We start from the raw sequence: 24,564 nt of genomic DNA, 5'->3' as shown, positions 1-24,564 counted from the left end.
GAAGCGGCCTTTCTGTCGGGATGGGGCAATCACGTGCGCCAGCGCACCGGGTTGTTACGCCGGCTGGAATGCGCCGTGATAGCGGACGTCGCCCGACGGCCGCGGCGCGGTTTCATCGAACGACAGCGCAAGGAAATGCCCGGGCAGCGCGTGCGCAAACTCGAGACCGTCGAACGGCGCGAAGCCGAAGCGCGCGTAGTAAGCGGGATCGCCGAGCACCACACAGCCGCGCGCGCCGAGCCTGCGCAACGCGTCGAGCCCCGTGCGCACGAGCCCCGCGCCGACGCTCTGCCGCCAGCAATCGGGCCGCACCGCGAGCGGCGCGAGCCCGTACCACTGCTGACTGGCGGCCTGCGCACCTCCGATCGAGACCGGCGAGAACGCGACGTGGCCGATCACGCGCTCGTCGCGCTCCGCGACGAGCGACACGCTGAGCGCACCTTCCGCACGCAGCGCGTCGACGATCCGCCGCTCGAACTGCCCCTGCTGCGGTTCATCCGCAAACGCCGCCACGATCACACGGCCGATCGCACCGACATCGCTCGCGCGTTCGTCGCGCAGCGTGACGATCTCGACCGGTGCGTGCGGATCGAACATCAGCCGATCCAGCGGCGTGCGTTGCGGAACACGCGCAGCCACGGGCTCGCTTCGCCCCAGCCTTCCGGATGCCAGCTCATCGTGACCGTGCGGTGTACGCGCTCCATGTGCGGCATCAGCACCGAGAAGCGGCCATCGGCCGTCGTGACCGACGTGATGCCGGCCGGCGACCCGTTCGGGTTGAACGGATAGCGTTCGGTCGCTTCGCCGCGGTGGTCGACGTAACGCATCGCGACCGCGACGCGATCGATGTCGCCCTGCTGCGAGAAGTCCGCATAGCCTTCGCCGTGCGCGACCGCCACCGGAATGCGCGAGCCTTCCATCCCCGCAAAGAAGATCGACGGCGACTTCTCGACCTCGACGAACGAGAAGCGCGCCTCGAACTGCTCGGACTTGTTGCGCGTGAACTTCGGCCATGCTTCTGCGCCGGGAATCATCGACGCAAGACTCGACAGCATCTGGCAACCGTTGCAGATGCCGAGCGCGAACGTATCGGGGCGGGCGAAGAACGCCGAGAACATGTCGGCGAGGTTCGCGTTGAAGCGGATCGTCTTCGCCCAGCCTTCGCCTGCGCCCAGCACGTCACCGTACGAGAAACCGCCGCATGCCACCGCGCCCGCGAAATCGGCGAGCGTCGCGCGCCCCGCGAGCAGGTCACTCATGTGCACGTCGTGTGCGTCGAAGCCCGCGCGGTCGAACGCGTACGCCGTTTCGAGATGCGAGTTCACGCCCTGCTCGCGCAGGATCGCGACGCGCGGACGTGCGCCCGTCGCGATGAACGGCGCGGCGATGTCATCGGCCGGATCGAACGTCAGCACCGGCGAGATGCCCGGGTCGGCTGCGTCGAGCAGCGCATCGTATTCCGCATCCGCACAGGCCGGGTTGTCGCGCAGGCGCGCGATGCGCCAGCTCACTTCGCCCCATGCGCGATGGAGTTCGGCGCGCGGCGCGCCGAAGACCTTCTTCGCGTCGCGATACACCTCGATCACGTCGCGATCGTTGACCGTGCCGATCACATGCGAGCACGCCGACAGGCCGAACTCGCGCAGCGCGCCGAGCACCGCGTCGCGATCGGCCGCGCGCACCTGCACGACGGCGCCGAGCTCTTCGGAGAACAGCGCGCGCAGCGTGCGATCTTCGCGACGGCCGCTCGTCTGCTTCGCCCAGTCCTTCGCGTCGCCGTAGTCGGATTCGTGATTCGGGTCGAGCGTCAGCATGTCGACGTTCAGCGACACGCCCGCGTGGCCCGCGAACGCCATTTCGCACACCGTCGCCCACAGGCCGCCGTCCGAGCGGTCGTGGTAAGCGAGCAGCTTGTCATGCGTATTGAGCGACTGGATCGCGTTGAAGAAGCGCTTCAGGTCTTCCGGATCGTCGACGTCCGGCGTCGCGTCACCGACCTGCTGCGTGACCTGCGCGAAGATGCTGCCGCCCATCCGGTTCTTGCCGCGGCCGAGATCGATCGCGATCAGCACGCTGTCGCCTGCGTCGGCGATGCGACGCAGTTGCGGCGTCAGGTGCCGGCGCACGTCCTCGACCGGCGCGAATGCGGAGATGATCAGCGACACCGGCGACACCACTTCCTTCGCGACGCCCTGGTCGTCCCACTTGGTCTTCATCGACAACGAGTCCTTGCCGACCGGGATGCCGATCCCGAGCGCCGGGCACAGCTCCATGCCGATCGCCTTGACGGTGTCGAACAGCGCGGCGTCCTCGCCGGCCGTACCGCAGGCGGCCATCCAGTTCGCCGACAGCTTCAGCTTGTCGAGCGACGCGATGGGCGCGCTCGCGATGTTCGTGATTGCTTCGCCGACGGCCATGCGGCCCGATGCCGGCGCGTCGATCACGGCGAGCGGCGTGCGCTCGGCCATCGTCATCGCCTCGCCCTTGAAACCGGCGTAGTCGAGCGCGGTCACCGCGCAGTCGGCCACCGGCACCTGCCACGGGCCGACCATCTGGTCGCGCACCGACGTGCCGCCGACCGAGCGGTCGCCGATCGTGATCAGGAACGACTTGCTGCCGACCGTCGGGTGCTTCAGCACGTCGACCGCGACTTCCGACAGCGCGATGCCCGTCACGTCGACCGGCACACGCTCGGTGCGCACGCGCGCGACGTCGCGGTGCATGCGCGGCGGCTTGCCGAGCAGCACTTCCATCGGCATGTCGACCGGAAATTCGTCGGCGCCCGTCGCTTCGTCGTCGACGAGCTGTAGCTGGCGTTCGTCGGTCGCCACGCCGACCACCGCGAACGGGCAGCGCTCGCGTGCGCAGATCGCTTCGAAGCGCGGCAGGTCGGCCGGCGCGATCGCCAGCACATAGCGCTCCTGCGCTTCGTTCGACCAGATTTCGCGCGGCGACAGGCCCGACTCCTCGAGCGCGACCTTGCGCAGCTCGAAGCGTGCGCCCTTGCCCGCGCCGTCGACGATCTCGGGGAATGCGTTCGACAGGCCGCCCGCGCCGACGTCATGGATGCTCAGGATCGGGTTTTCCGCGCCAAGCTGCCAGCAGCCGTTGATCACTTCCTGTGCGCGACGCTCGATTTCCGGGTTGCCACGCTGCACCGAGTCGAAGTCGAGCTCGGCCGTGTTCGCGCCGGTTGCCATCGAGCTCGCCGCGCCGCCGCCCATGCCGATCCGCATGCCGGGGCCGCCGATCTGGATCAGCAAGGAGCCGGCCGGCACGTCGTGCTTGTGCGTGTGTTGATCCGCGATGTTGCCGAGGCCGCCCGCGATCATGATCGGCTTGTGATAGCCGCGCACCTGGCCGTTGACGTTCTGCTCATACACGCGGAAGTAGCCGCCGAGGTTCGGGCGGCCGAATTCGTTGTTGAACGCGGCGCCGCCGAGCGGGCCGTCGATCATGATCTGCAGCGGCGACGCGATGCGATCCGGGCGGCCATACGGGCCGTGCGCATCGTTCGGGTTGCGCTCGCCGACCGGCTGCGCGGCGTCGCGCGCGTTTTCCCACGACTGGCGCGCGCCCGGCAGGTCGAGGTTCGACACCGTGAAACCCGTGAGGCCGGCCTTCGGGCGCGCGCCGCGGCCCGTCGCGCCTTCGTCGCGGATCTCGCCGCCCGCGCCGGTCGCCGCACCCGGGAACGGCGAGATCGCCGTCGGGTGGTTGTGCGTCTCGACCTTCATCAGCGTGTGCGTGAGCTCGGTGTGGCGGCCATAGCGCTCACCCGGCTCGCCGGCCGCGCCCGCGTTGCGCGGGAACCAGCGCTCGGCCTCGGCGCCGACCATGATCGACGAGTTGTCCGAATACGCGACGATCGTGCCCTGCGGGCTCAGCTTCTCGGTGTTGCGGATCATCGCGAACAGCGACATGTCCTGCGCTTCGCCGTCGATCGTCCACTGCGCGTTGAAGATCTTGTGGCGGCAGTGCTCGCTGTTCGCCTGCGCGAACATCATCAGTTCGACGTCGGTCGGGTTGCGTTCGAGCTTGCGGAACGCGTCGACCAGGTAATCGATCTCGTCGTCGGCGAGCGCGAGGCCCAGCTCGACGTTCGCGTGCTCGAGCGCACTGCGGCCGACGCCCAGCACGTCGACGGTCGCGAGCGGCTTGGCCGGCAGCTCGTCGAACAGGTGCTTTGCGTCGTCGCGCGCGGCGACCACGCTTTCGGTCATTCGGTCATGCAGGGCTGCGGCCACGGCCGCGCGCGCGTCGTCGGACAGCGCCTTCTTGCCGCCGAGCAGGCCCGACTTCAGCGTGACCGTGAACTCGACGCCGCGCTCGATGCGGCGCACCTGCGTGAGACCGCAGTGCTGCGCGATGTCGGTCGCCTTGCTCGCCCACGGCGAAACCGTGCCGAAGCGCGGCAGCACGACGAAGGTCTCGGCCGTGCCCTTCTCGGTCGCCGGCTCGAACGGCGCGCCGTAGTGCATCAGTGCGTCGATGCGGGCGCTGTCGTCCGCCGACAGCGGCTCGACCGCATTGACGAAGTGCAGGAACTGACCGCGCACCGCGACGATGTTGGCATCGATTTGCCTGAGCGTGTCGAGCAGACGGGTTTGACGGAAATCGGAGAGGGCCGAAGCGCCGGGAAAACACGAGAAGTGAGCCATGGGCTGGACTGACGTCGATGAGTCGCGCGAGGTGGCGACGTGGGGCGAAAGGAAGGCCGTAATTATACCCGGAAGTCGGTCGTCCCAGACCGGCTGATCGGCACCCGTCATGCACCCCAACGGTGCGCCCGCCTGTCCGGCGCGGGACGGGCGCCAGACCGCAGCACGCGGCCGCGGCAGCCGGCGGCCGCGCGATGGCGAAACCGGATAGGCTCGCGTGGCGCCGTTTCCCGCGATTTTGGCGCTATCATTCCCGGTTCACCGGGCCGGGGCCCGTCAGCGAATTCTCACCGGGCGGCGTGTGCGCTGCCCGTCATCGAAGCAATCCATGGATGTCATCGTCATCGGCGGCGGAATCAGCGGCGTCGCCACCGCCCACCAGCTACGCGCGGCCGGCCATCGCGTGTGCGTGGTCGAACGCCACGCGACCGTCGCGCAAGGCGCGACCTACGGTGACGGCGGCACGCTGCTGCCGAGCCCGCTCGACGTCTGGTTCGGCCCGACCTTCATGCGCCAGCGCCAGCCGCGCGACAGCGGCATCGTCTACAAGCCGGGCTTCAACAGCGGCGTGCGCCGCTTCGTCAAGGAACTCGGCGCGCTGCGCGAGCCCGACGCGTTCGCCGCGCAGTACGCGCGGCTGCGCCCGTTGATCGACGCATCGCGCGAGAGCCTCGCCGACATCGAAACGCGCTTCCAGCTCGAATTCGAGCAGAAACCCGGCATTCTGCACGTCGTGCGCGACCCGCGCGACTGGGAGGCCCTGCAGCCAGCGCTCGACCTGCTGCGCACGCTCGACCAGCCGTACCGCGTGCTCACCGCCGACGAATGCGCGGCGCTCGAGCCGTCGGTGCCGGCCGAACCCGGCTTCGCCGGCGGCGTGCTGCTCGAGACCGAACGCACCGGCAACTGCCCGCTGTTCGCGAAACTGGTCAAGCAGGCGCTCGACGAGCACGGCGTACAGTTCCGCTTCGGCGCGGAGGTCGCCGCGATTCGCGTGGACACCGGCCGCGCCGCGGTCGAACTCGCGCCGCCGGGCGGCCGGCACGCGACGAACGCGCGCGAAGTCGACGTGATTTCGGCCGACGCGGTCGTGATCGCCGCCGGCGCCGGCAGCCCGGCGCTGCTCGAGCGGCTCGGCTGGCGACTGCCGCTGCATCCGATCCGCGCGCATACGCTGACCGCGCCCGTCACCTACGAAGAACACGCGCCGCACCTGAGCATCGTGGATTCGATCAAGCGAATCTCGATCACGCGCACGCATCAGCGGTTGCGCATCGGCGGCGGCGCCGTCCTGCAGAGCCTCGCCGACACCGCGAAACCGCTGCCCGAGCCTTTGTCCGAGGCGGCACTCGCGCTGCTCGGCCAGGCCGTGCACGACTGGGTGCCGGGCGCCGCGAAAATCTCCGCCGCGCTGTCGTGGCAAGGCATGCAATTGCTGTCGCCGGACGGCCTGCCGGTCGTCGGTCCGACCCCGCATCCGCGCGTCTTCGTCAATTTCGGCCACGGCCCGGCCGGTTGGGCGCTCGCGTGCGGGTCTGCTAAAGTGGTGACCGACTGCCTGGGCGGCGACACGCAGCAGTGGCCTGCCGACACGCTCGCCGCGCTGAGCGCCGCCCGCTTCACGACCTGACCGCCGCGGGCCCGTCCCGGGCGGCATCCTCCCTGCCGTCACGATCCCGCGATGACCCTTGCCCGCCCGCTTCCCGATTCCACTCCGATCGCGCTGCTGCGCGTCGCCGACCTGCGTGCGGTCGAGGCCGCCGCGACCGCCGAGCTGCCGCCCCACACGCTGATGGGCCGCGCCGGCGCCGCCACCGCGCGCTGGCTGTCCGAACGGGTCGCCGGCGACGAGCGCCCTGTCTGGTTCGCAGTCGGCCCGGGCAACAATGGCGGTGACGCGCTGGTGGCCGCCGCGCAACTGCAGCAGCTCGGCGTCGCGACGCAGGCGTGGATGCCCGTGCCGGTCAAACCGGACGATGCGCAATGGGCGCTCGGCCTCGCTCGCGCGGCCGGCGTGCCGCTGTCGAGCGAACCGCCCGCGTCGCTCGACGATTACGCATGGGTCGTCGACGGCCTGTTCGGGATCGGCCTCGGCCGTGCGCTCGAAGGCCCGTTCGCCGCGCAGGCCGCGCGCATCGCCGCGCACGCGCGAAGCGGCGGCCGCGTGCTCGCGCTGGACGTGCCGAGCGGGCTCGACAGCGACACGGGCCGAATCGTCGGTGCGGGCGTCGCGGTCGCCGCCACGCATACGCTGACCTTCATCGGCGCGAAGCCGGGTCTTTACACGGGCGACGGCCGCGACTTCGCCGGCGAGATCGAGATCGCATCGCTCGACGTCGCGCCCCCCGCCGTGCCGGCCGTCGTGCTGAATGCGCCTGCGCGGTTCGCCGCCGCGCTGCCCGCACGCGCGTTCGCATCGCACAAGGGCACGTTCGGCAGCCTCGCGGTGCTCGGCGGCGATACGGGAATGTGCGGCGCGCCGATCCTCGCCGCGCGTGCCGCGCTGTTCGCCGGCGCCGGCAAGGTGCATGTCGGCTTCCTGGGCGCCGGCGCGCCGCCGTACGATCCGCCGTTTCCCGAACTGATGCTGCATCCGGCCGACGGCCTCGACCTCGCTGCAATGTCCGCGATCGCGGCGGGCTGCGGCCTCGGCACACGCGAGGCCGCAGCGACGCTCGTGCGCGACGCGCTCGCGCACGATGCTGCCGCGCTGCTCGACGCCGACGCGCTGACCCTCGTCGCGACCCACGCCGACCTCGCGGCGGCCGTTGCCGCACGCGGTGCGCGCGGCAACGCATGCGTGCTGACGCCGCATCCGCTCGAAGCGGCCCGGCTGCTCGGCACCGACACCGCGACCGTGCAGCACGACCGGCTGGCCGCGGCGCAGGCGCTCGCCGCGCGCTACGCCAGCATCGTCGTGCTGAGGCCGTTCGGGCACGGTGGTTGCGGCGCCCGACGATCGCGTCACGATCAACCGGACCGGCAAGCGGCGCTCGCCACCGGCGGGACGGGGGAGGGGCTGGGCGGCCTGGTCGGCGCGCTGCTCGCGCAGCGCGTCGCGCCGTACGAAGCCGCGCTGGCAGGCGTCTATCTGCACGGCCTCGCAGCGGACACGCTCACTGCGAACGGCACGGGGCCGGCCGGCCTCGCCGCGGGCGAGCTCGCACCGATGGTGCGCACGCTGATCAATCGCCTTTTTTACCCGTCGCCGTGCGCCGACATATAACGCCGCTATACTGAGTGCCCCGCCGCACGGCGGGCCCTCTCGTCCGCCGGCCTTCCGATCCCGATGCGCCGGCGCGGCATTCCTCCCGATTCACGCTTCACTCGAACCGCCATGACGCTGAATTCGCTCCCCGCCTGGACTGCCCTTCAATCCCACTTCGAACAGATCCGCCATGCGCGGCTGCGCGACTGGTTCGCGCCGGAAAACGACCACGCACCGACCCGCGCCGAACGCTTCACGATCCCGGGCGGCGGCCTCACGGCCGATTTCTCGAAGAACCGCATCAACGACGACACGCTGCGCCTGCTCGTGCAACTGGCCCGCGAAGCGGGCGTCGAAGCGCGCCGCGACGCCATGTTCGCCGGCGAGATCGTCAACCCGACCGAAGGCCGCGCAGCGTTGCACACGGCGTTGCGCGCGACCGACCCGCAAGCGCCGTTCCATGCGCAGGTCAGCGCCGAACGCGCGAAGATGGCGACCTTCGCACGCGCCGTGCGCAGCGGCGCATGGACGGGCTACACGGGCAAACGCATCCGCCACGTGATCAACATCGGCATCGGCGGCTCGGATCTCGGACCGAAGATGGTCACGCACGCGCTGCACCACGTCGCGACGCCGGACATCTCGACGCACTTCGTGTCGAACGTCGACGGCGCCGATCTCGCGCGCGTGCTCGAGCAGGTCGATCCGGAAGAAACACTCGCGATCATCGTGTCGAAGACCTTCACGACGCTCGAAACGATGACGAACGCACGCTCGCTGCGCGACTGGTTCGTCGCGCGCGGCTGCCCCGAGGACGCGCTCGCGAAGCACTTCGTCGGCGTGTCGGCCAACCCGGCCGAAGTCGTGAAGTTCGGCATCGCGGCCGACAACGTGTTCGAAATGTGGGACTGGGTCGGCGGCCGCTATTCGCTGTGGTCGGCGGTCGGCCTGTCGATCATGATTGCGATCGGACCGGAACAGTTCGACGAGCTGCTCGCCGGCGCGAACGACATGGATCGTCATTTCCGCGAAGCGCCGCTCGAACGCAACCTGCCGGTGCTGCTCGGCCTGATCGGCATCTGGTATCGCAACTTCTTCGGCTCGCAGAGCTATCTCGTCGCGCCGTATTCGGAAGCGCTGCACTACCTGCCGTCGTACCTGCAGCAGCTCGAGATGGAAAGCAACGGCAAGTCCGCGCGTCTGGACGGCACGTTCGTCGACTACCCGACATCGGCCGTCACGTGGGGCGAGCCGGGCACCAACGGCCAGCATGCGTTCTTCCAGATGCTGCACCAGGGCCCGACGATCGTGCCGATCGACTTCGTCGCGGTGCTGACGCCCGAGCATCCGCTCGCGAGCCATCATCCGAAGCTGCTCGCGAACTGCTTCGCGCAAAGTGAAGCGCTGATGCTCGGCCGCACGCTCGACGAAGCGCGCAAGGTCGCCGGCCCCGGCAAGGAAGCGCTCGCACCGCACCTCACGTTCCCCGGCAACCGCCCGACGACGACGCTGCTCGTCGACGCGCTGACGCCGCGCGCGCTCGGCGCGCTGATCGCGCTGTACGAGCACAAGGTGCTGGTGCAGGCGACGGTGTGGGACATCAATCCGTTCGACCAGTGGGGCGTCGAGCTCGGCAAGATTCTCGGCAAGGTCGTCGAAGCCGACCTGTCGGCCGAGTCGGTCGATCCCGCGAAGCACGATTCGTCGACCGCCGCGCTGATCGAGCGCGCACGTGCGGCGCTCAAGCGCTGACGCGACGCGCGATGCGCATGCCGGCCGTACAGGCGTGAAACGCGCCTGCACGGCCGGCGAGGAAATACAGTGCGGTACTACACCGCGTGCGGGGCGACGATGCGTCCGGCTTCGATCGTTACCGTCGTCGCGCAGCGCCGTGCGAGTTCGGTATCGTGCGTGACGAGCACGAGCGTTGCGCCGTGCGTTCGATTCAACTCGAACATCAGGTCGATGACCGCGTGCCCCGTCGCTGCGTCCAGGCTGCCGGTCGGCTCATCCGCGAACAGGATCGCCGGTCGGGTGACAAACGCGCGCGCGAGCGCGACACGCTGCTGCTCGCCACCCGACAGCAGCTTCGGATAATGCGCGATGCGTTCGGCGAGGCCGACCTGCACGAGCAGCGTGCGCGCACGATCGGCCGCCTCGCGCGCACTGATGCCGCCCTGCAGTTCGAGCGGCAGCATCACGTTTTCGAGCGCGGTCAGGTGCGGCATCAACTGGAACGACTGGAACACGAAGCCGACCGCCCCATTGCGCAGCGCGGCGCGCTCGTCCTCGTCGAGCTGGTCGAGCGCGCGGCCGAGCAGGCGAACCGTGCCGCTCGTCGCGCTGTCCAACCCCGCAAGCAGGCCGAGCAGCGTCGATTTGCCCGACCCCGACGCACCGACGATCGCGAGGCTGCTGCCGGGCCGCACCGCGAGCGTGATGCCGTCGAGGATCGTCAGTTCGCCCGTCGCGTCGGCGACCCGCTTGCATACGTCATGGACTTCGATGATCGGATCGGTAATCTTGAACATGGACACGACATTTCGCTGGAAAAGACGTGCGGCGCTCGCCGCACTGCTGGGTACCCTGCTCGCGGCAACCGTGCCCGCGCTGGCGGCGACGGTTGCCGCGCAGTCGTCGGGCCAGCCCATGCTCGTCGTACTCGGCGACAGCCTATCGGCCGAATACGGGCTGCCGCGGGACACGGGCTGGGTTGCGCTGCTGCGGCAGCGGCTCGCGACCGGACGAATCGATTATAGCGTTGCGAACGCAAGCGTCAGCGGCGACACGACGAGCGGCGGCCGCGCGCGACTGCCCGCCGTCCTGCAACGGCTCAAGCCGTCGATCGTCGTCGTCGAGCTCGGTTCGAACGATGCGCTGCGCGGCGTGCCACTCGCGACGACCGAGCAGAACCTGCGCGACATCATCGCCGATGCGCGGCACGCCCATGCGAAGGTCGTGCTGGTCGGCATGTACGTGCCGGCCAACTACGGGCCCGACTATACGCAGAAATTCCACGCGGTCTATACGCGGCTGTCGAAGGAACTCGAGGTGCCGCTCGTGCCGTTCCTGCTCGCCGGCATCGAGAACAAGCCGGAGATGTTCCAGTCGGATCAGATGCATCCGACACAGCAGGCGCAAGGCATTCTGCTTGACAACGTCTGGCCGGCGCTGAAGCCGCTGCTCGGCAAGCCGCGCGGCTGATACTACCGCCACGCCGGAAAACAAAAAGCCCCGCTTCGAGCGGGGCTTTTTGTCGTGACGTGCGGAACAGTGAACGCCTGAGCGATGCTCAGTTGTCCTCGTCCTGCGCACGGGGCGCCGTACCATACAGCTTCACCTTCGAACGGTCGCGCAGCGCGGCGAGATACGCTTCGCCCTCGCTCTGCGCTTCGACCTGCGCCATCTGCTGCTGCGCGGCTGCGAGTTGCTGCGGATCGACCGCCGAACCCGGGATCACCGCGTTCACGCGATAGATCGCGTAACCGTCCGCACCAAGATCGACGCCGATGTAGGCCGGCAGCGTCTTCGCATCGACCTTGTAGACGGCGCTCAATGCCGCCGGCGTCAGGCCCTGCGATTGCGTACGCGACACCTTCTGCGCGGCACCGAACCCGTCGGTCGACTTCGACTTCTGCAGCTCGGCCAGTTTCGCCGCGCCTTCCTTCTTCGCAAGTTCCGCGGCCTGCTCGGCGATCACCTTCTGACGCACGGCGTCCTTGATCGTGTCGAGCGCGGGCACGGCCGCCGGCTTGTAGTTCGTGACGTGCGCGGAGATCAGCGTGTTGTTGCCGACGTCGATCGCCTGCGTGTTGTTCTGGTTTTTCACCGAGTCGCTCGCGAACACGGCCGCCAGGAACTTCGGATTGTTCAGCGGGCTCGTCGGCGGCAGTTGCGGATTCGGTGTCGGCGTGACGGTGGCCGTCTGGATCGTCAGCTTGTATTTGTCCGCAGCCGGCTGCAGCGACTTCGCCTTTTCATACACGGTCGACGTGAAGCCTTCCGCGTTGTCCGAGAATGCCTTCGACGCATACTGCTGCTTCAGGTCCGCGGCGATCTGGTCCTTCACGTCCGCGAACGGCTTGATCACCGATGGCTTCACTTCGGTCGCCTTCAGGATGTGGAAGCCGAGATCCGACTGCACGACACCGCTGATCTCGCCTTGCTTCAGCGAAAATGCCGCGTCGTCGAATGCCTTGCCGCCCGCCGTCGAACCGCGCGTGATGAAGCCGAGGTCGCCGCCCTTCGCGGCAGACGGCGCGTCCTGCGAGTTCTTCTGCGCGATCTGCGCGAACTGGTCCGGATGCGCCTTCACGTCGGCCAGCAGTTGCTCGGCCTTCGCCTTCGCTGCCGCCTTGTCGGCAGCGCTTGCGTCGCTCGCCGCGGCGATGAAGATGTGGCTCACGCGCGCCTGCGCTTCCGTGCGGAAGTGCGTCGGATTGTCGTCATAGAACTTCTTGATGTCCGCATCGGTCGGCTGCGCGCTCGCGGCGGCTGCGGCCGGCGAATAGACGAGGTACTGGATCGTCGCGGTTTCCGGCGTCGCGAAGCTCTGCTTGTGCGCGTCGTAGTACGCGGCGAGCTGCGCATCGGTCGGCTGCACCTTCGCTGCGTAATCGCTCGTCTTCAATACGAGCGCCTGCACTTCGCGCTGCTGCGCGGCCAGTTCCGACAGACGCTGCGCGAGGCTCTTCGGCGTAAACGCGCTCGACACGATGCTCGCCGGAATCTGCTGCAGCGCGAGGCTGTAGCGCACGCGCTCCTGATACTGCTCGGGCGTCATTCCCTGGAACGACAGCAGCTGTGCATAGCGTTCGACGTCGATCGAACCGTCCGGCTTCTTCAGCGACGCGATCATCGGGTCGCTCATCAGTGCGTCGCGCACTGCGTTGTCGGAAGCAGTGAGGTGCAGACGCTGCGTCTCGTCGGCCAGCACACGTTGCTGGATCAGGCCATCGAGCACTTGCTTGCGGTGTTCGGGTGTATCGAACGCCTTGATGTCGAACTGCCCGCCGAGCGCCTGGCGCGCCTGGTCGATCTGCTGACGGAACGCGCCGTCGAATTCGACTCGCGTGATCTTGTGCCCGTTGACCGCCGCGACGTTCGCACTGTCGTCGAAGAACCCGCGGAAACCTTGGATCCCGACGAAACCCAGCCCCGGCAACACGATCAGGAGCAGGAGCGCCATCATCAGGCGCTGGTGATTACGGAAGAAATCGAGCATGCGTGACGGGAAAATTGGACAAAACGTCCGATATTACAACATACAGGGTGGGACGGGAGAAAAGCAGGCGGCTTCCTCGACTCGACGATCGCGCCCGCAAGCGGGCGCAACCGACGACGCAAATGAAAAAGCCCGCGCGAGGCGGGCTTCTTCATTTTCTGGCGGAGCGGACGGGACTCGCCTACATCCTGCAGGCCGCGGCTGCGCATACATGCGCAGCCCTTCGCGTCCCGCCGGAAGCCGCGCAGGCGGCTTCCTCCACTCCGCAGTCACGCGCCCGCAAGCGGGCGCAACCGACGACGCAAATGAAAAAGCCCGCACGAGGCGGGCTTCTTCATTTTCTGGCGGAGCGGACGGGACTCGAACCCGCGACCCCCGGCGTGACAGGCCGGTATTCTAACCGACTGAACTACCGCTCCTTGGTCTGGCTGAATCGTGAAACTGGTGGGTGCTGAGGGGTTCGAACCCCCGACCTACGCCTTGTAAGGGCGCCGCTCTACCAGCTGAGCTAAGCACCCGTTTCCGATTCGTTCTGGCTGCGATCTGCGTTTCGGCATCAACAACCAGCGAGCCTGCGAGTTTAATTCATTCCAGATCATTTTGCCAAGCCCGAATGCGAATTTTTTTAACATCCATCCATTCGCACGCCACGCCGACTCGCATAAAAAACCCGCGGACACGCCGCGGGTTTCGTGAACAACCGTCAGGGACGGCGTTCGGACGCTCAGTGCTTGACGACTTCCGTCGAGCCGGCATCCTTCGCCGCCTCGCCAACCGGTGCCGCCGCCTTCGCCTCTTCTTCCGGCGGCAGCGGGGTCGGCGTACGTTCGAGCGCGAGTTCGAGCACCTTGTCGATCCAGCGGACCGGCACGATCTCGATCGCGTTCTTCACGTTGTCCGGAATGTCCGCGAGATCCTTCACGTTCTCTTCCGGGATCAGCACGAGCTTGATGCCGCCACGATGCGCCGCCAGCAGTTTTTCCTTCAGCCCGCCGATCGGCAGCACTTCGCCACGCAGCGTGATTTCGCCCGTCATCGCGACGTCGGCACGCACGGGAATCCCCGTCAGCACCGACACCAGCGCGGTCGTCATCGCACCGCCAGCGGACGGACCGTCCTTCGGCGTTGCGCCTTCCGGCACGTGGATGTGGATGTCCTGCTTCTCGAACGCTTCGTCCTTGATGCCCAGACGTCGCGAACGCGAGCGCACGACCGAACGCGCAGCCTCGACCGACTCCTTCATCACGTCGCCGAGCGAACCCGTGCGAATCACGTTGCCCTTGCCCGGCATCACCGCGGCTTCGATCGTCAGCAGGTCGCCGCCGACTTCCGTCCACGCGAGGCCCGTCACCTGACCGACCTGGTTTTCCTTCGCTGCGAGGCCGAAGTCGTACTTGCGTACGCCGAGGAACGTGTCGAGGTTTTCGCCATCGACCTTGATCGCGCCCGATGCCTTCTTCAGCAGCAGCATCTTCACGACCTTGCGGCAGATCTTCGACACTTCCCGCTCAAGCGAACGCACACCGGCTTCGCGCGTGTAGTAGCGGATGATGTCGCGGATCGCCTGCTCGGTGACCTCGATCTCGCCGTCCTTCAGACCGTTGTTTTTCTTTTGCTTCGGCAGCAGGTAACGCTGCGCGATGCTGACCTTCTCGTCTTCCGTGTAACCCGACAGACGAATCACTTCCATCCGGTCCAGCAGCGGCGGCGGGATGTTCAGCGAGTTCGACGTCGCGACGAACATCACGTCCGACAGATCGAAGTCGACTTCGATGTAGTGGTCTGCAAACGTGTGGTTCTGTTCCGGATCGAGCACTTCGAGCAGCGCCGACGACGGATCGCCGCGGAAATCCATGCCCATCTTGTCGACTTCGTCGAGCAGGAAGAGCGGATTGCGCACGCCGACCTTCGCAAGGCTTTGCAGGATCTTGCCCGGCATCGAGCCGATGTACGTCCGGCGGTGGCCGCGGATCTCGGCTTCGTCACGCACGCCGCCGAGCGCCATCCGGACGAACTTGCGGTTCGTCGCGCGAGCGATCGACTGGCCGAGCGAGGTCTTGCCGACGCCGGGAGGCCCGACGAGGCACAGGATCGGCGCCTTGACCTTGTCCACGCGCTGTTGCACCGCGAGATATTCGAGGATGCGTTCCTTGACCTTCTCGAGGCCGAAGTGATCCTCGTCGAGCACCTGCTCGGCGTTCGACAGGTCGTTGTTGACCTTGCTCTTCTTGCGCCACGGCAGGCCGATCAGCGTGTCGATGTAGTTGCGCACGACGGTCGCTTCCGCCGACATCGGCGACATCAGCTTCAGCTTCTTGAGTTCGGCGTCGGCCTTCTTCTTCGCTTCCTTCGGCATGCGCGCGGCGTTGATGCGCTTCTCGAGTTCCTCGAGATCCGCACCCTCTTCGCCTTCGCCCAGTTCCTTCTGGATCGCCTTGACCTGTTCGTTCAGGTAGTACTCGCGCTGGCTCTTTTCCATCTGGCGCTTCACGCGCCCGCGGATGCGCTTTTCGACCTGCAGGATGTCGATCTCGGCTTCGAGCTGCGCGAGCAGGTGCTCGAGGCGCTCGATGACCGGGAACATCTCGAGGATGTGCTGCTTCTGGTCGAGCTTGAGCGGCAGACGCTCGGCGATCATGTCGGCGAGGCGACCGGCTTCGTCGATGCCCGACAGCGACGTGAGAATCTCCGGCGGGATCTTCTTGTTCAGCTTCACGTACTGGTCGAACTGCGACACGATCGCGCGGCGCAGCGCTTCCGTTTCCGCGCTGTCGGCGTGATCGGGCTCGAGCGGCATCACTTCACAGGAGAACTGCGTCTCCTGCTCTTCGATCGACAACGCCTTCGCGCGCTGCAGGCCCTCGACGAGCACCTTCACGGTGCCGTCCGGCAGCTTCAGCATCTGCAGGATGTTGGCGATACAACCGACCTCGTACATGTCTTTTTCGGTCGGTTCGTCCTTGGCCGCGGTTTTCTGGGCGACGAGCATGATGTGCTTGCCGCCTTCCATCGCTGCTTCGAGGGCCTTGATCGATTTCGGCCGGCCCACGAAGAGCGGAATCACCATGTGCGGGAAAACGACGACATCCCGCAGCGGCAGCAGCGGGAGCGTGATGCGTTCCGGCGGAAGAAGTTGGGTGCCTGACATTTCATTTCCCCATGAGTGGAATCAATTGTTCGGTAATTGAGGCCGCCACAACGAATTGCAAGCCTTCAAGTGCGGGAAATATTCGGTAAGAAAGTAACCACCGCGTTTCGAGTCAGAGTTACCCACAAGATAAACGAAAAAAAGCCGCCCACGGACTCATGAACGGCCTTTTCCGCAGAACATCGTCGGCAAGCCGGTCAGTTCGAACCCGCCACCTTCGGCGTGTCCTCATAGATCAGCAGGGGCTTGCCGTCGCCATCGATGACGTTCTCGTCGATGATGACCTTGCTGACCCCCTTCATCGCCGGCAATTCGTACATCACGTCGAGCAATGCCTGCTCGATGATCGAACGCAGCCCGCGCGCGCCGGTCTTGCGGCGGATCGCCTTGCGGGCGACCGCCTGCAGTGCGCCCGGCCGGATCTCCAGCTCGACGCGCTCCATCGCGAACAACTTGTGATACTGCTTGACGAGCGCGTTCTTCGGCTCGACGAGGATCTTCATCAGCGCGGCTTCATCGAGCTTGCCGAGCGTCGCTACCACCGGCAGACGGCCGATCAATTCGGGGATCAGACCGAATTTGATCAGGTCTTCCGGTTCCGTTTCGCGCAGCACTTCGCCCGCGTCGCGTTCCTGCTTGCTCTTGACCGTCGCGCCGAAGCCGATGCCCGTCTTTTCGGTACGGTCCGTGATCACCTTCTCGAGACCGTCGAATGCACCGCCGCAGATGAACAGGATGTTGGTCGTGTCGACCTGGATGAAATCCTGGTTCGGATGCTTGCGGCCGCCCTGCGGCGGCACCGATGCCATCGTGCCCTCGACGAGCTTCAGCAGCGCCTGCTGGACGCCCTCGCCCGACACGTCGCGCGTGATGGACGGGTTGTCCGACTTGCGGCTGATCTTGTCGATTTCGTCGATGTAGACGATCCCGCGCTGAGCCTTGTCGACCTCGTAGTTGCAGTTCTGCAACAGCTTCTGGATGATGTTCTCGACGTCCTCGCCGACGTAGCCGGCTTCGGTCAGCGTCGTCGCGTCCGCGATCACGAACGGCACGTTGAGCAACCGCGCGAGCGTCTGCGCGAGCAGCGTCTTGCCGGAGCCCGTCGGGCCGATCAGCAGGATGTTGCTTTTCGACAGCTCGACGTCGTCCTTCTTGTCGAGATGCTTCAGGCGCTTGTAGTGGTTGTACACGGCCACCGCGAGGATCTTCTTCGCGCGCTCCTGGCCGATCACGTACTGATCGAGGATGTCGCGAATTTCCTGCGGGCTCGGCAGATCCGACCGGGACAGGCTGGCCTCGACGCCGGCGGCAGCCGCCTCGTCGCGAATGATCTCGTTGCAGAGGTCGATACATTCATCGCAGATGAATACCGACGGGCCCGCGATGAGTTTTTTCACCTCATGCTGGCTCTTCCCGCAAAACGAGCAATACAACAGCTTCTCGCTGTTCGAACCTTTTTTGTCCGCCATGAATGTAGAGCCTCCGGACAGGTAAATGACATGATACGCCGAATGCTCCGGACGCCGCGCCTAGGGCGCGACCGGAGCCGGCTGGATGCGCTTGCCGCAGATGCTCAACGCGTTTCGGACGCCACGGGGCGCCGCACGAATCGGGGCGGCACCCTACTTAAACTCAGGGGCGCTTCAGCAGCACCTGATCGATCAGCCCGTACGCCTTCGCGTCCTCGCTCGACATGAAGTTATCACGGTCGGTGTCGCGCGCGATGCGCTCGACGTCCTGGCCCGTGTGCTGCGCGAGCAGATTGTTCAGCCGTTCCTTCAGGTACAGGATTTCGCGTGCCTGGATTTCGATGTCCGAAGCCTGGCCGCGTGCACCGCCGAGCGGCTGGTGAATCATCACGCGCGAGTTCGGCAGCGCAAAGCGCTTGCCCTTCGCGCCCGATGCGAGCAGGAACGCACCCATGCTGGCCGCGAGGCCCATGCAGAGCGTGGAGACGTCCGGCTTGATGAACTGCATCGTGTCGTAGATCGCCATGCCGGCCGACACAGAGCCGCCCGGGCTGTTGATGTAGAGGCTGATGTCCTTGTCGGGATTCTCGCTCTCGAGGAACAGCAATTGCGCGACGACGAGGTTGGCGGTCTGGTCGTTGACTTCGCCGACCATGAACACCAGGCGCTCCTTCAGGAGACGCGAATAGATATCGTACGAACGCTCGCCGCGGCCGCTCGTTTCGACGACGATCGGCACCAGTCCCAGCGCTTGCGCCTCGAAACCCTGCGGCGCGTTCGAAGCAAGCATGTCCAGCAATTCAGCACGAGTGATCATTCAATAAACCTTGTTCGAATGGAAAATTGAACGGAGGGAAGCCGCCCGCTCAATCGCCATATTAATGGCAACCGCGCGCTTGACGTAAAAACGGCGTGCGGGCCGTCGCTCCGACAGCCGGCACGCCGCTAGAGCGACACTTACGCTTGCGCCGATGCGCTCGCGAGTGCCTCGAAGCTCACTTCCTTGTCCGTCACCTTTGCCTTGCCCAGCACGAAGTCGACGACGTTGCTCTCAACGACGAACGCTTCCATCTCGGCGAGGCGCTGCTGGTTCGAATAATACCAGCGGACCACTTCCTTCGGGTCTTCGTAGCTCTTCGCGAACTCGTCGACTTCCGCGCGGATCTGTTCCGGCTTCGCTTCGAGGCCGTTCGACTTCACGAGTTCGGCCAGCACGAGGCCCAGCTTCACGCGACGCTCTGCCTGCTCGGCGAACATCTCGGCCGGGATCGGTGCGTCCTTCGCGTTCGGCACGCCGCGCTGCGCCAGATCCTGGCGAGCCATTTCGACGAGACGTTGCTGGTCCTGCTCGATCAGCGCCTTCGGCACGTCGAGTTCGGAAATCTTCAGCAGCGCGTCCATCACCTGGTTCTTGACGATGGATTGCGTGCGGCGCTTTGCTTCGCGCTCGAGGTTTTCCTTGATCTCGGCACGCATCTTCGTCAGGTCGCCGTCTTCGATGCCCAGCGATTTTGCGAATTCAGCGTCGATTTCCGGCAGGTGCGGCCACTCGATCTTCTTCATTGTGACCGTGAACTGTGCCGTTTTGCCTGCCACGTCCTTGCCGTGGTAGTCGTCCGGGAACTTGAGGTCGAACGTACGCGCTTCGCCGACCTTCAGGCCGAGCGCCGCCGTTTCGAATTCCGGCAGCATGCGGCCTTCGCCGAGCACGAACGGGAAGTCCTCCGCGGTGCCGCCCTGGAACGCGACGTCGTCGATCTTGCCGACGAAGTCGACCGTCACGCGGTCGCCGTTCTTCGCTGCGGTATCCGCACCGCCGTCGCCGTGCTCGCCGGCTTCGCCGCGTGCGTGGAAGTGCACGCGCTGGTTGCGCAGGATGTCCAGCGTGCGGTCGATTTCGGCGTCGCCGATCGACGTCGTCGAGCGCTCGACTTCAGCCGTCGCCAGATCGCCGATCTTCACTTCCGGGTAGACCTCGAACGTCGCGTCGAACGCGTATGCATCTTCAGCCTGCTCCTGCTTCGGCTCGAAGCTCGGCTGGCCAGCGACGCGCAGGTTTTCCGCGCGGCTGATCGTGAAGAACTCCTGGCCGATCTTGTCGCTCAGCACTTCCGCTTCGACCTGACCCGCGTATTGCTGGGCGACCATCTTCAGCGGCACCTTGCCCGGGCGGAAACCCGGCATGCGCACGTTCTTCGCGAGTTTCTGGATACGGGCGTCGATTTCCTTCTGCACGGTGTCTTTCGGCAGGGAAATCGTCACGCGGCGTTCAAGCTTGCCGAGGTTCTCAACAACGTTAGCCATGGCTTCAATCGTCCTAAAATTATTCGAGCGAATCGGGTTTTCCTTGCCGTGCCTGCCTGCGGCGTGAGGTGCACGTAGGTGCGTCACACACGCCGCGCCGGAGCGCCACGCCATCCCTGCACGCGCCGGATGGCTAGCGCAAGCGGCTCGGAGCACGGCTTTGGCCGGAAGAATCGACTATTCTAGCAAACAATCTTCCTCATACCGCCAGATCGGCACGACTCACGTGCGTACCCGGCGTGTCGTCTGCTTCCCGTACGCGGCAATGCGAGCGGATCGCCGCTATGCCGAACGCCATATCCACCGCGGGCCCGCCATCCTGTAAGCTCCGATTGAGCGTGCGCCGCCGTCGCGACCGCGATTCTTCACACCAATTTCGCCTTCCGGAGACACCATGCCGCAACACCCGTCCGCGCCTGTCGTCGTCATCGCGCCCGATTCGTTCAAAGGCTCGCTTTCCGCCGAGCAGGTCGCGGACGCGATCGCCACCGGCATCCGCCGTGCCCGGCCCGATGCGGTCGTGCGCTGCTGCCCGATGGCCGACGGCGGCGAAGGCACGCTCGATGCGATGCTGGCCGGCGGCGGCACGCGGCGCACGCTGCGGGTGGCCGGCGCGTCGCTCGCGGCACGCGACGCGGCGCTCGGCGTGATCGACGCGCGCACCGCGATCGTCGAGACGGCCGAGATCGTCGGCATCACCGATGCGGTCGGCATGAGCGTACCGGTCGAGGCGCGCAGCACGCGCGGGATGGGCGAAGCGATCCGCACGCTGCTCGACGAAGGCGTGCGCCGCTTCTTCGTCGCCCTCGGCGGCAGCAGCACCAACGACGCAGGCGCCGGCCTTCTCGCCGGCCTCGGCCTGCAATGCTTCGATGCGGCCGACCAGCCGGTGGAACCCGTCCCGGCACGGCTCGCCGACATCGCGCGCATCGACGTGTCGGAGCTCGATCCGCGCCTGAAGGAAGCCGAATTCATCGGCATGTCGGACGTCGACAACCCGCTGACGGGCGCGCATGGCGCAACCGCCGTGTTCGGTCCGCAAAAAGGCGTGACGCCCGAGCAGGTTGCGCCCCTCGACGCCGCGCTCGCGCGCTTCGCGGACCTGCTTGAAGCCGCGCTCGACCGGCGCAGCCGCGACTTGGCCGGCGCCGGCGCCGCAGGCGGTCTCGGTTTCGCGCTGCACATGCTGGGCGCGCGGTTCGAAGCCGGCGCGGAAGTCGTCGCACGGCAAGTCGGCCTCGATACGGCGCTCGCGGGCGCCGACTGGCTGATCACTGGCGAAGGCCGCTCCGACGTGCAGACACTGCACGGCAAGGCACCGTTCATCGCGTGCCGCCATGCGCAGGCCGCGGGCGTGCCCGCGTCGCTGCTGTCGGGCGCAGTCGACCCGGCCGCGCTGCCGCGCCTGTCCGAGCATTTTTCCGGCTGTTTCTCGCCGGCACCCGGGCCGATCACGCTCGACGTCGCGATCCGCGATGCGGCGAACCTGCTCGCTAACGAAGCCGAACAGTTGACACGGCTGAAGTACGGCGCACACTGACCGTTGACCCGAGCGCGCGATACAGGAACAATCGGGCCCGCCCTTTTTCTTCAGGATTCGACATGAAAGGCCGTCAAGCCGGGCTCGATCAGTTTCTGACCTATCGCCTCCACGCGCTCACGAAGCGATCCGACCGCGGGATCGCCGAGGTGTACCGGCACAAGCTGGACATCTCGCTGCCCGAGGCGCGCGTAATCGCCGCCGTCGGCGCCTTCGGTCCGTTCTCGATCATGGATCTCGCGCGCCACACCAATCTCGACAAAAGCCAGGCGAGCCGCGCGGCCGAAGCTCTGCTGCGCCAGGGGTTGCTCGAGCGCAGCGCGAGCGAGGAGGACGGCCGGATCGTGCTGATCGCGCTGACCGCAGACGGCCGCGCGCTGAATCGCAAGATCATGCCGATCGTGCGCAAGTGGAACGAAGGCCTGCTCGCGGGCCTGTCCGACAGCGAGCGCCAGACGTTCGAGCGGCTGCTCGACAAGGTCGTCGCGCACGCGATCGAACAGGATAACTGAGGCGGCCCAACGCTCGATGTCCGCGCCGCGCGTTGCTCGGTGCGGTACCGCGTGCGTCGCAACAAACATCGGATCGACGGGCGGCCCCGCGAGTGCGTCACGCACGATGCAGGCCGCCCTGTTTTATTCAGATGAATCAGCTGGCCGCCCGGGTTGCGTGAGTGCACCGGGCCGCCGTCCGGCCTCCCCCGCCCCGGTACACGGCGAACGTTGTCCTCCCCGGTCCGCAACCGCCTCCGCATACCGGCCGCCCTCTGCTACAGCCCGCTGTTTTCCGCCCGCTGACGCAGCAAGCCGAGCACCGCGTCGCAATATGGCGTCGGCACATCGAGCTTGCGGCCCAGTTCCGGAAACACGCCGAGGATCGGCCCGATCTCGAGCGGACGCCCCGCCTCGAAATCCTGCAGCATCGACGTCTTGAACGCCCCGAGCTTGCGCGTCACCGCGATCCGCTCCGGCCCGCTCATCCCGGTGTGAAGACCGAGCTTCGCGCCGACCGCAGCAGCCTCCTCCATCATCCGCAACGCAAGATGCTCCGTGTACGGATCGTCGAGCAACTGCTCGGCGGTCGAACCCGTCAGCGCGCTCAGCGGATTCATGTTCATGTTGCCCCACAGCTTCGTCCATATCTCGGCGCGGATCGCCGGCGTCGACTCGACGTCGAAGCCGCCCGCGGCAAGCGCCGCCGCGAGCCGCGCCGTCGGCGCATCGAGTCGCGGATCGGGCGAGCCGACGATCAGGCGATTGCCGCGTCCGCGGCGCACGACACCCGGCCCATCGGTGCTCGACGACAGATGCACGACGCAGCCGATCGCCTGCGCAGGCGGCAGCGCCGCCGACACCGCGCCGCCCGGATCGACCGCGTCGAGCGGTACACCGTCGATCGCCCCCGCGAGACCGTGCGTGAACCACCACGGCAGCCCGTTCATCGCGGCGACGATCACGGTGTGGGGCCCGACCAGCGGTGCGATGCGCGCGGCCAGCGCCGGCAACGCCTGCGCCTTCAGCGCGATCACCACGTAGTCCTGCACGCCGAGCGCGGCCGCATCGTTGCTCGCGCGCACGGGAATCGACGACATCGCGCCCGTCTCGTCGATCACGCGCACACCGTGCGCGTTCAACGCATCGAGCGTCGCGCCGCGCGCGTACGCGCTCACGGTCATGCCGGCCCGCGACAGCGCCGCCGCGAGCAATCCGCCGATCGCGCCGACACCGACCACCGCCGCACGCACCGACCCTGAATTCATGTCGTTCATGATGGAAATTCGTCTCCTGGGGCTGACGAGCATAACGCTCAATGGTTGCGGATACAACTATTTATGCGAGCGCGCGACGTACCCGCGTCGGCCCGGTTCACCGTACCGGACTGCCGGCCTCGGCCGGTTCGTCGTCGGTCGGCCCCGTCGCACCGAGCACGCCGGCGATCTGGCTCTTGTCGTGCATGCCGAGCTTGCGGTACGCGCAGCGCAGGTAATGCCGCACCGTCGTCGGTGAAATCGCCATCTGCTGCGCCACCTCCTTGTGCGAGCGCCCGGCGCCGTAATAGCGGATCGCCGCCAGCTCGCGCGGGCTCAGCCGGTCGAGCAGCGAGCGCGGCCGCGCCTCGATCTGGAACAGTCCGGCGACCGGCACGCACTGGATGCGCAACGCGTCGCCGATGAACGGCTGGCCCGACTGGCGCCGCACGTGGGTGACCAGCGGCTCCGGCACGCGCGGCCCCGTCCACTCAGGCCATTCGGTACGCAGCACGTCGTCGAAGCCGTGATCGGCGTGGTGCAGCACGCCGAAGTTGTCACACAGCGCGCGCGCCGCCGGCGCCGCCGCGTCGCCGCGCTCGCGCGTGAGCTGCGCCGCCCGATTGATCGTGAGCGCGGCCGCGAGATGCGGAATCGTCTCTTCGAAACGATTCGCGTCATCGTCGCTGAACGGCCGGTTCAGGCCCTGCCGGTAGATCGACATGAACGTCGTCAGACCGAAGCGCCGATCGAGCGTACACACGCACATCAGTTGCGCGAGCCCGTACTTCACGCACCAGTCGCGAAACCGCGCATCGACCCCCGGCTCGACGACCGACAGCCGCACCGCGCGGCCATGCGCGCCGAGCAGCGTGCGACGGGCGAGCGGATCGCAGTCGCGCACGCGTTTCCAGTCGCTGAAAAACGCGTGCGGAAGACGGTACAGGAAGCTGTTGTGCATCACCGGGCCGGTCGGCACGTGCGTCGCGACGCCGGTCCACGCGGCATCGAACGGGATCAGCGCCTGCAACAGCGAAAAGAAGCGACACTCGAACTCGCCGATCCCGGATTGCGCGGCGACCGCATACAGGTCGAGCAGCATCAGGCCGAGCGCGCGCTGCGATGCGTCGCCGCGCGTGACGCCGTCGAAATCGGCGCGGCGGGACGGCAATGGCGGCCATGCGGATTCGTCGAGCACGATCGCGGCAGGCACGTCGCGCAACGCGTCGAGATCCTGCCCGATATCCGTCGTGATCCTCACCT

Annotated in this window: 16 protein-coding genes and 2 tRNA genes; 6 read left to right on the top strand and 12 right to left on the bottom strand. The window is 66.9% G+C overall.

Annotated elements, in window-relative coordinates; translation table 11 throughout:
* Nucleotides 1–54 precede the first annotated feature (54 nt).
* The gene (locus J7024_RS00400; protein ID WP_175858583.1) at nucleotides 55–597 is read right to left on the bottom strand and encodes a GNAT family N-acetyltransferase; all 543 of its coding nucleotides are present in this window, start codon (nucleotides 595–597) and stop codon (nucleotides 55–57) included.
* Nucleotides 597–4,661, bottom strand: a complete 4,065-nt coding sequence (gene purL / locus J7024_RS00395) for a phosphoribosylformylglycinamidine synthase (RefSeq protein ID WP_234744707.1) — start codon at nucleotides 4,659–4,661, stop codon at nucleotides 597–599. The genes J7024_RS00400 and purL overlap by 1 nt, the downstream gene beginning before the upstream one ends.
* 328 nt (nucleotides 4,662–4,989) lie before the next feature.
* Here purL and J7024_RS00390 point away from each other — a divergent pair, with 328 nt between their 5' ends.
* The 3 genes from J7024_RS00390 to pgi all read left to right on the top strand — a co-directional run bounded on the left by J7024_RS00390 (nucleotide 4,990) and on the right by pgi (nucleotide 9,621).
* A complete protein-coding gene (locus J7024_RS00390) occupies nucleotides 4,990–6,291 on the top strand; it encodes an FAD-dependent oxidoreductase (protein WP_175761360.1) in 1,302 nt (433 codons plus the stop codon).
* Nucleotides 6,292–6,342: 51 nt separating this feature from the next.
* Nucleotides 6,343–7,887, top strand: coding sequence for an NAD(P)H-hydrate dehydratase (locus J7024_RS00385; RefSeq protein ID WP_234744706.1), 1,545 nt, complete (start codon nucleotides 6,343–6,345; stop codon nucleotides 7,885–7,887).
* Between the two features lie 111 nt (nucleotides 7,888–7,998).
* Nucleotides 7,999–9,621 carry a glucose-6-phosphate isomerase gene (pgi, locus tag J7024_RS00380; RefSeq protein WP_234744705.1) on the top strand — a complete coding sequence of 541 codons (1,623 nt, stop codon included), beginning with the start codon at nucleotides 7,999–8,001 and terminating at the stop codon, nucleotides 9,619–9,621.
* Between the two features lie 77 nt (nucleotides 9,622–9,698).
* On the opposite strand, the gene J7024_RS00375 is transcribed toward pgi, so the two are convergent.
* Complete coding sequence (locus tag J7024_RS00375; protein ID WP_124828436.1) at nucleotides 9,699–10,400, bottom strand: ABC transporter ATP-binding protein; 702 nt, start codon at nucleotides 10,398–10,400, stop codon at nucleotides 9,699–9,701.
* Between J7024_RS00375 and J7024_RS00370 the strand changes: the two genes are divergently transcribed.
* Entirely contained in the window at nucleotides 10,399–11,073 is a 675-nt protein-coding gene (locus tag J7024_RS00370) for an arylesterase (RefSeq protein WP_124828435.1), read from the top strand. The genes J7024_RS00375 and J7024_RS00370 overlap by 2 nt on opposite strands.
* A gap of 88 nt (nucleotides 11,074–11,161) precedes the next feature.
* Here J7024_RS00370 and J7024_RS00365 read toward each other — a convergent pair whose 3' ends face one another.
* From J7024_RS00365 to tig, 7 genes are all read right to left on the bottom strand, one after another.
* Entirely contained in the window at nucleotides 11,162–13,093 is a 1,932-nt protein-coding gene (locus J7024_RS00365; RefSeq protein WP_175751228.1) for a SurA N-terminal domain-containing protein, read from the bottom strand.
* Nucleotides 13,094–13,435: 342 nt separating this feature from the next.
* Nucleotides 13,436–13,512 (bottom strand) — tRNA-Asp (locus J7024_RS00360).
* A gap of 23 nt (nucleotides 13,513–13,535) precedes the next feature.
* Nucleotides 13,536–13,611: transfer RNA gene (locus J7024_RS00355), tRNA-Val, on the bottom strand.
* A gap of 206 nt (nucleotides 13,612–13,817) precedes the next feature.
* On the bottom strand, nucleotides 13,818–16,241 hold the full coding sequence (gene lon, locus J7024_RS00350; protein WP_044843675.1) for an endopeptidase La: 2,424 nt from the start codon (nucleotides 16,239–16,241) through the stop codon (nucleotides 13,818–13,820).
* Nucleotides 16,242–16,438: 197 nt separating this feature from the next.
* A complete protein-coding gene (gene clpX / locus J7024_RS00345; protein ID WP_006754177.1) occupies nucleotides 16,439–17,710 on the bottom strand; it encodes an ATP-dependent Clp protease ATP-binding subunit ClpX in 1,272 nt (423 codons plus the stop codon).
* 163 nt (nucleotides 17,711–17,873) lie between these two features.
* Nucleotides 17,874–18,527 (bottom strand): ATP-dependent Clp endopeptidase proteolytic subunit ClpP, encoded by a 654-nt coding sequence (gene clpP / locus J7024_RS00340; RefSeq protein ID WP_006496351.1) that lies wholly within the window; start codon nucleotides 18,525–18,527, stop codon nucleotides 17,874–17,876.
* A gap of 140 nt (nucleotides 18,528–18,667) precedes the next feature.
* The gene (tig, locus tag J7024_RS00335; RefSeq protein ID WP_124828433.1) at nucleotides 18,668–20,014 is read right to left on the bottom strand and encodes a trigger factor; all 1,347 of its coding nucleotides are present in this window, start codon (nucleotides 20,012–20,014) and stop codon (nucleotides 18,668–18,670) included.
* A gap of 394 nt (nucleotides 20,015–20,408) precedes the next feature.
* Here tig and J7024_RS00330 point away from each other — a divergent pair, with 394 nt between their 5' ends.
* Together J7024_RS00330 and J7024_RS00325 are read left to right on the top strand one after the other, a co-directional pair.
* A complete protein-coding gene (locus J7024_RS00330; protein ID WP_124828432.1) occupies nucleotides 20,409–21,554 on the top strand; it encodes a glycerate kinase in 1,146 nt (381 codons plus the stop codon).
* A 62-nt stretch (nucleotides 21,555–21,616) separates the two neighbouring features.
* Nucleotides 21,617–22,066, top strand: a complete 450-nt coding sequence (locus J7024_RS00325) for a MarR family winged helix-turn-helix transcriptional regulator (protein ID WP_124828431.1) — start codon at nucleotides 21,617–21,619, stop codon at nucleotides 22,064–22,066.
* 257 nt (nucleotides 22,067–22,323) lie between these two features.
* Here the strand turns inward: J7024_RS00325 and J7024_RS00320 are convergent, their stop codons facing one another.
* On the bottom strand, nucleotides 22,324–23,322 hold the full coding sequence (locus tag J7024_RS00320; RefSeq protein ID WP_124828430.1) for a 2-dehydropantoate 2-reductase: 999 nt from the start codon (nucleotides 23,320–23,322) through the stop codon (nucleotides 22,324–22,326).
* 97 nt (nucleotides 23,323–23,419) lie between these two features.
* On the bottom strand, nucleotides 23,420–24,562 hold the full coding sequence (locus tag J7024_RS00315) for a helix-turn-helix transcriptional regulator (RefSeq protein ID WP_124828429.1): 1,143 nt from the start codon (nucleotides 24,560–24,562) through the stop codon (nucleotides 23,420–23,422).
* Nucleotides 24,563–24,564: the final 2 nt, after the last annotated feature.

This window comes from Burkholderia sp. WTPI3, assembly GCF_021483755.1.
Taxonomy (GTDB): Bacteria; Pseudomonadota; Gammaproteobacteria; order Burkholderiales; family Burkholderiaceae; genus Burkholderia.
Note: the sequence above shows the minus strand (reverse complement) of the source record. Positions and strands in the feature narration are given on the sequence as shown.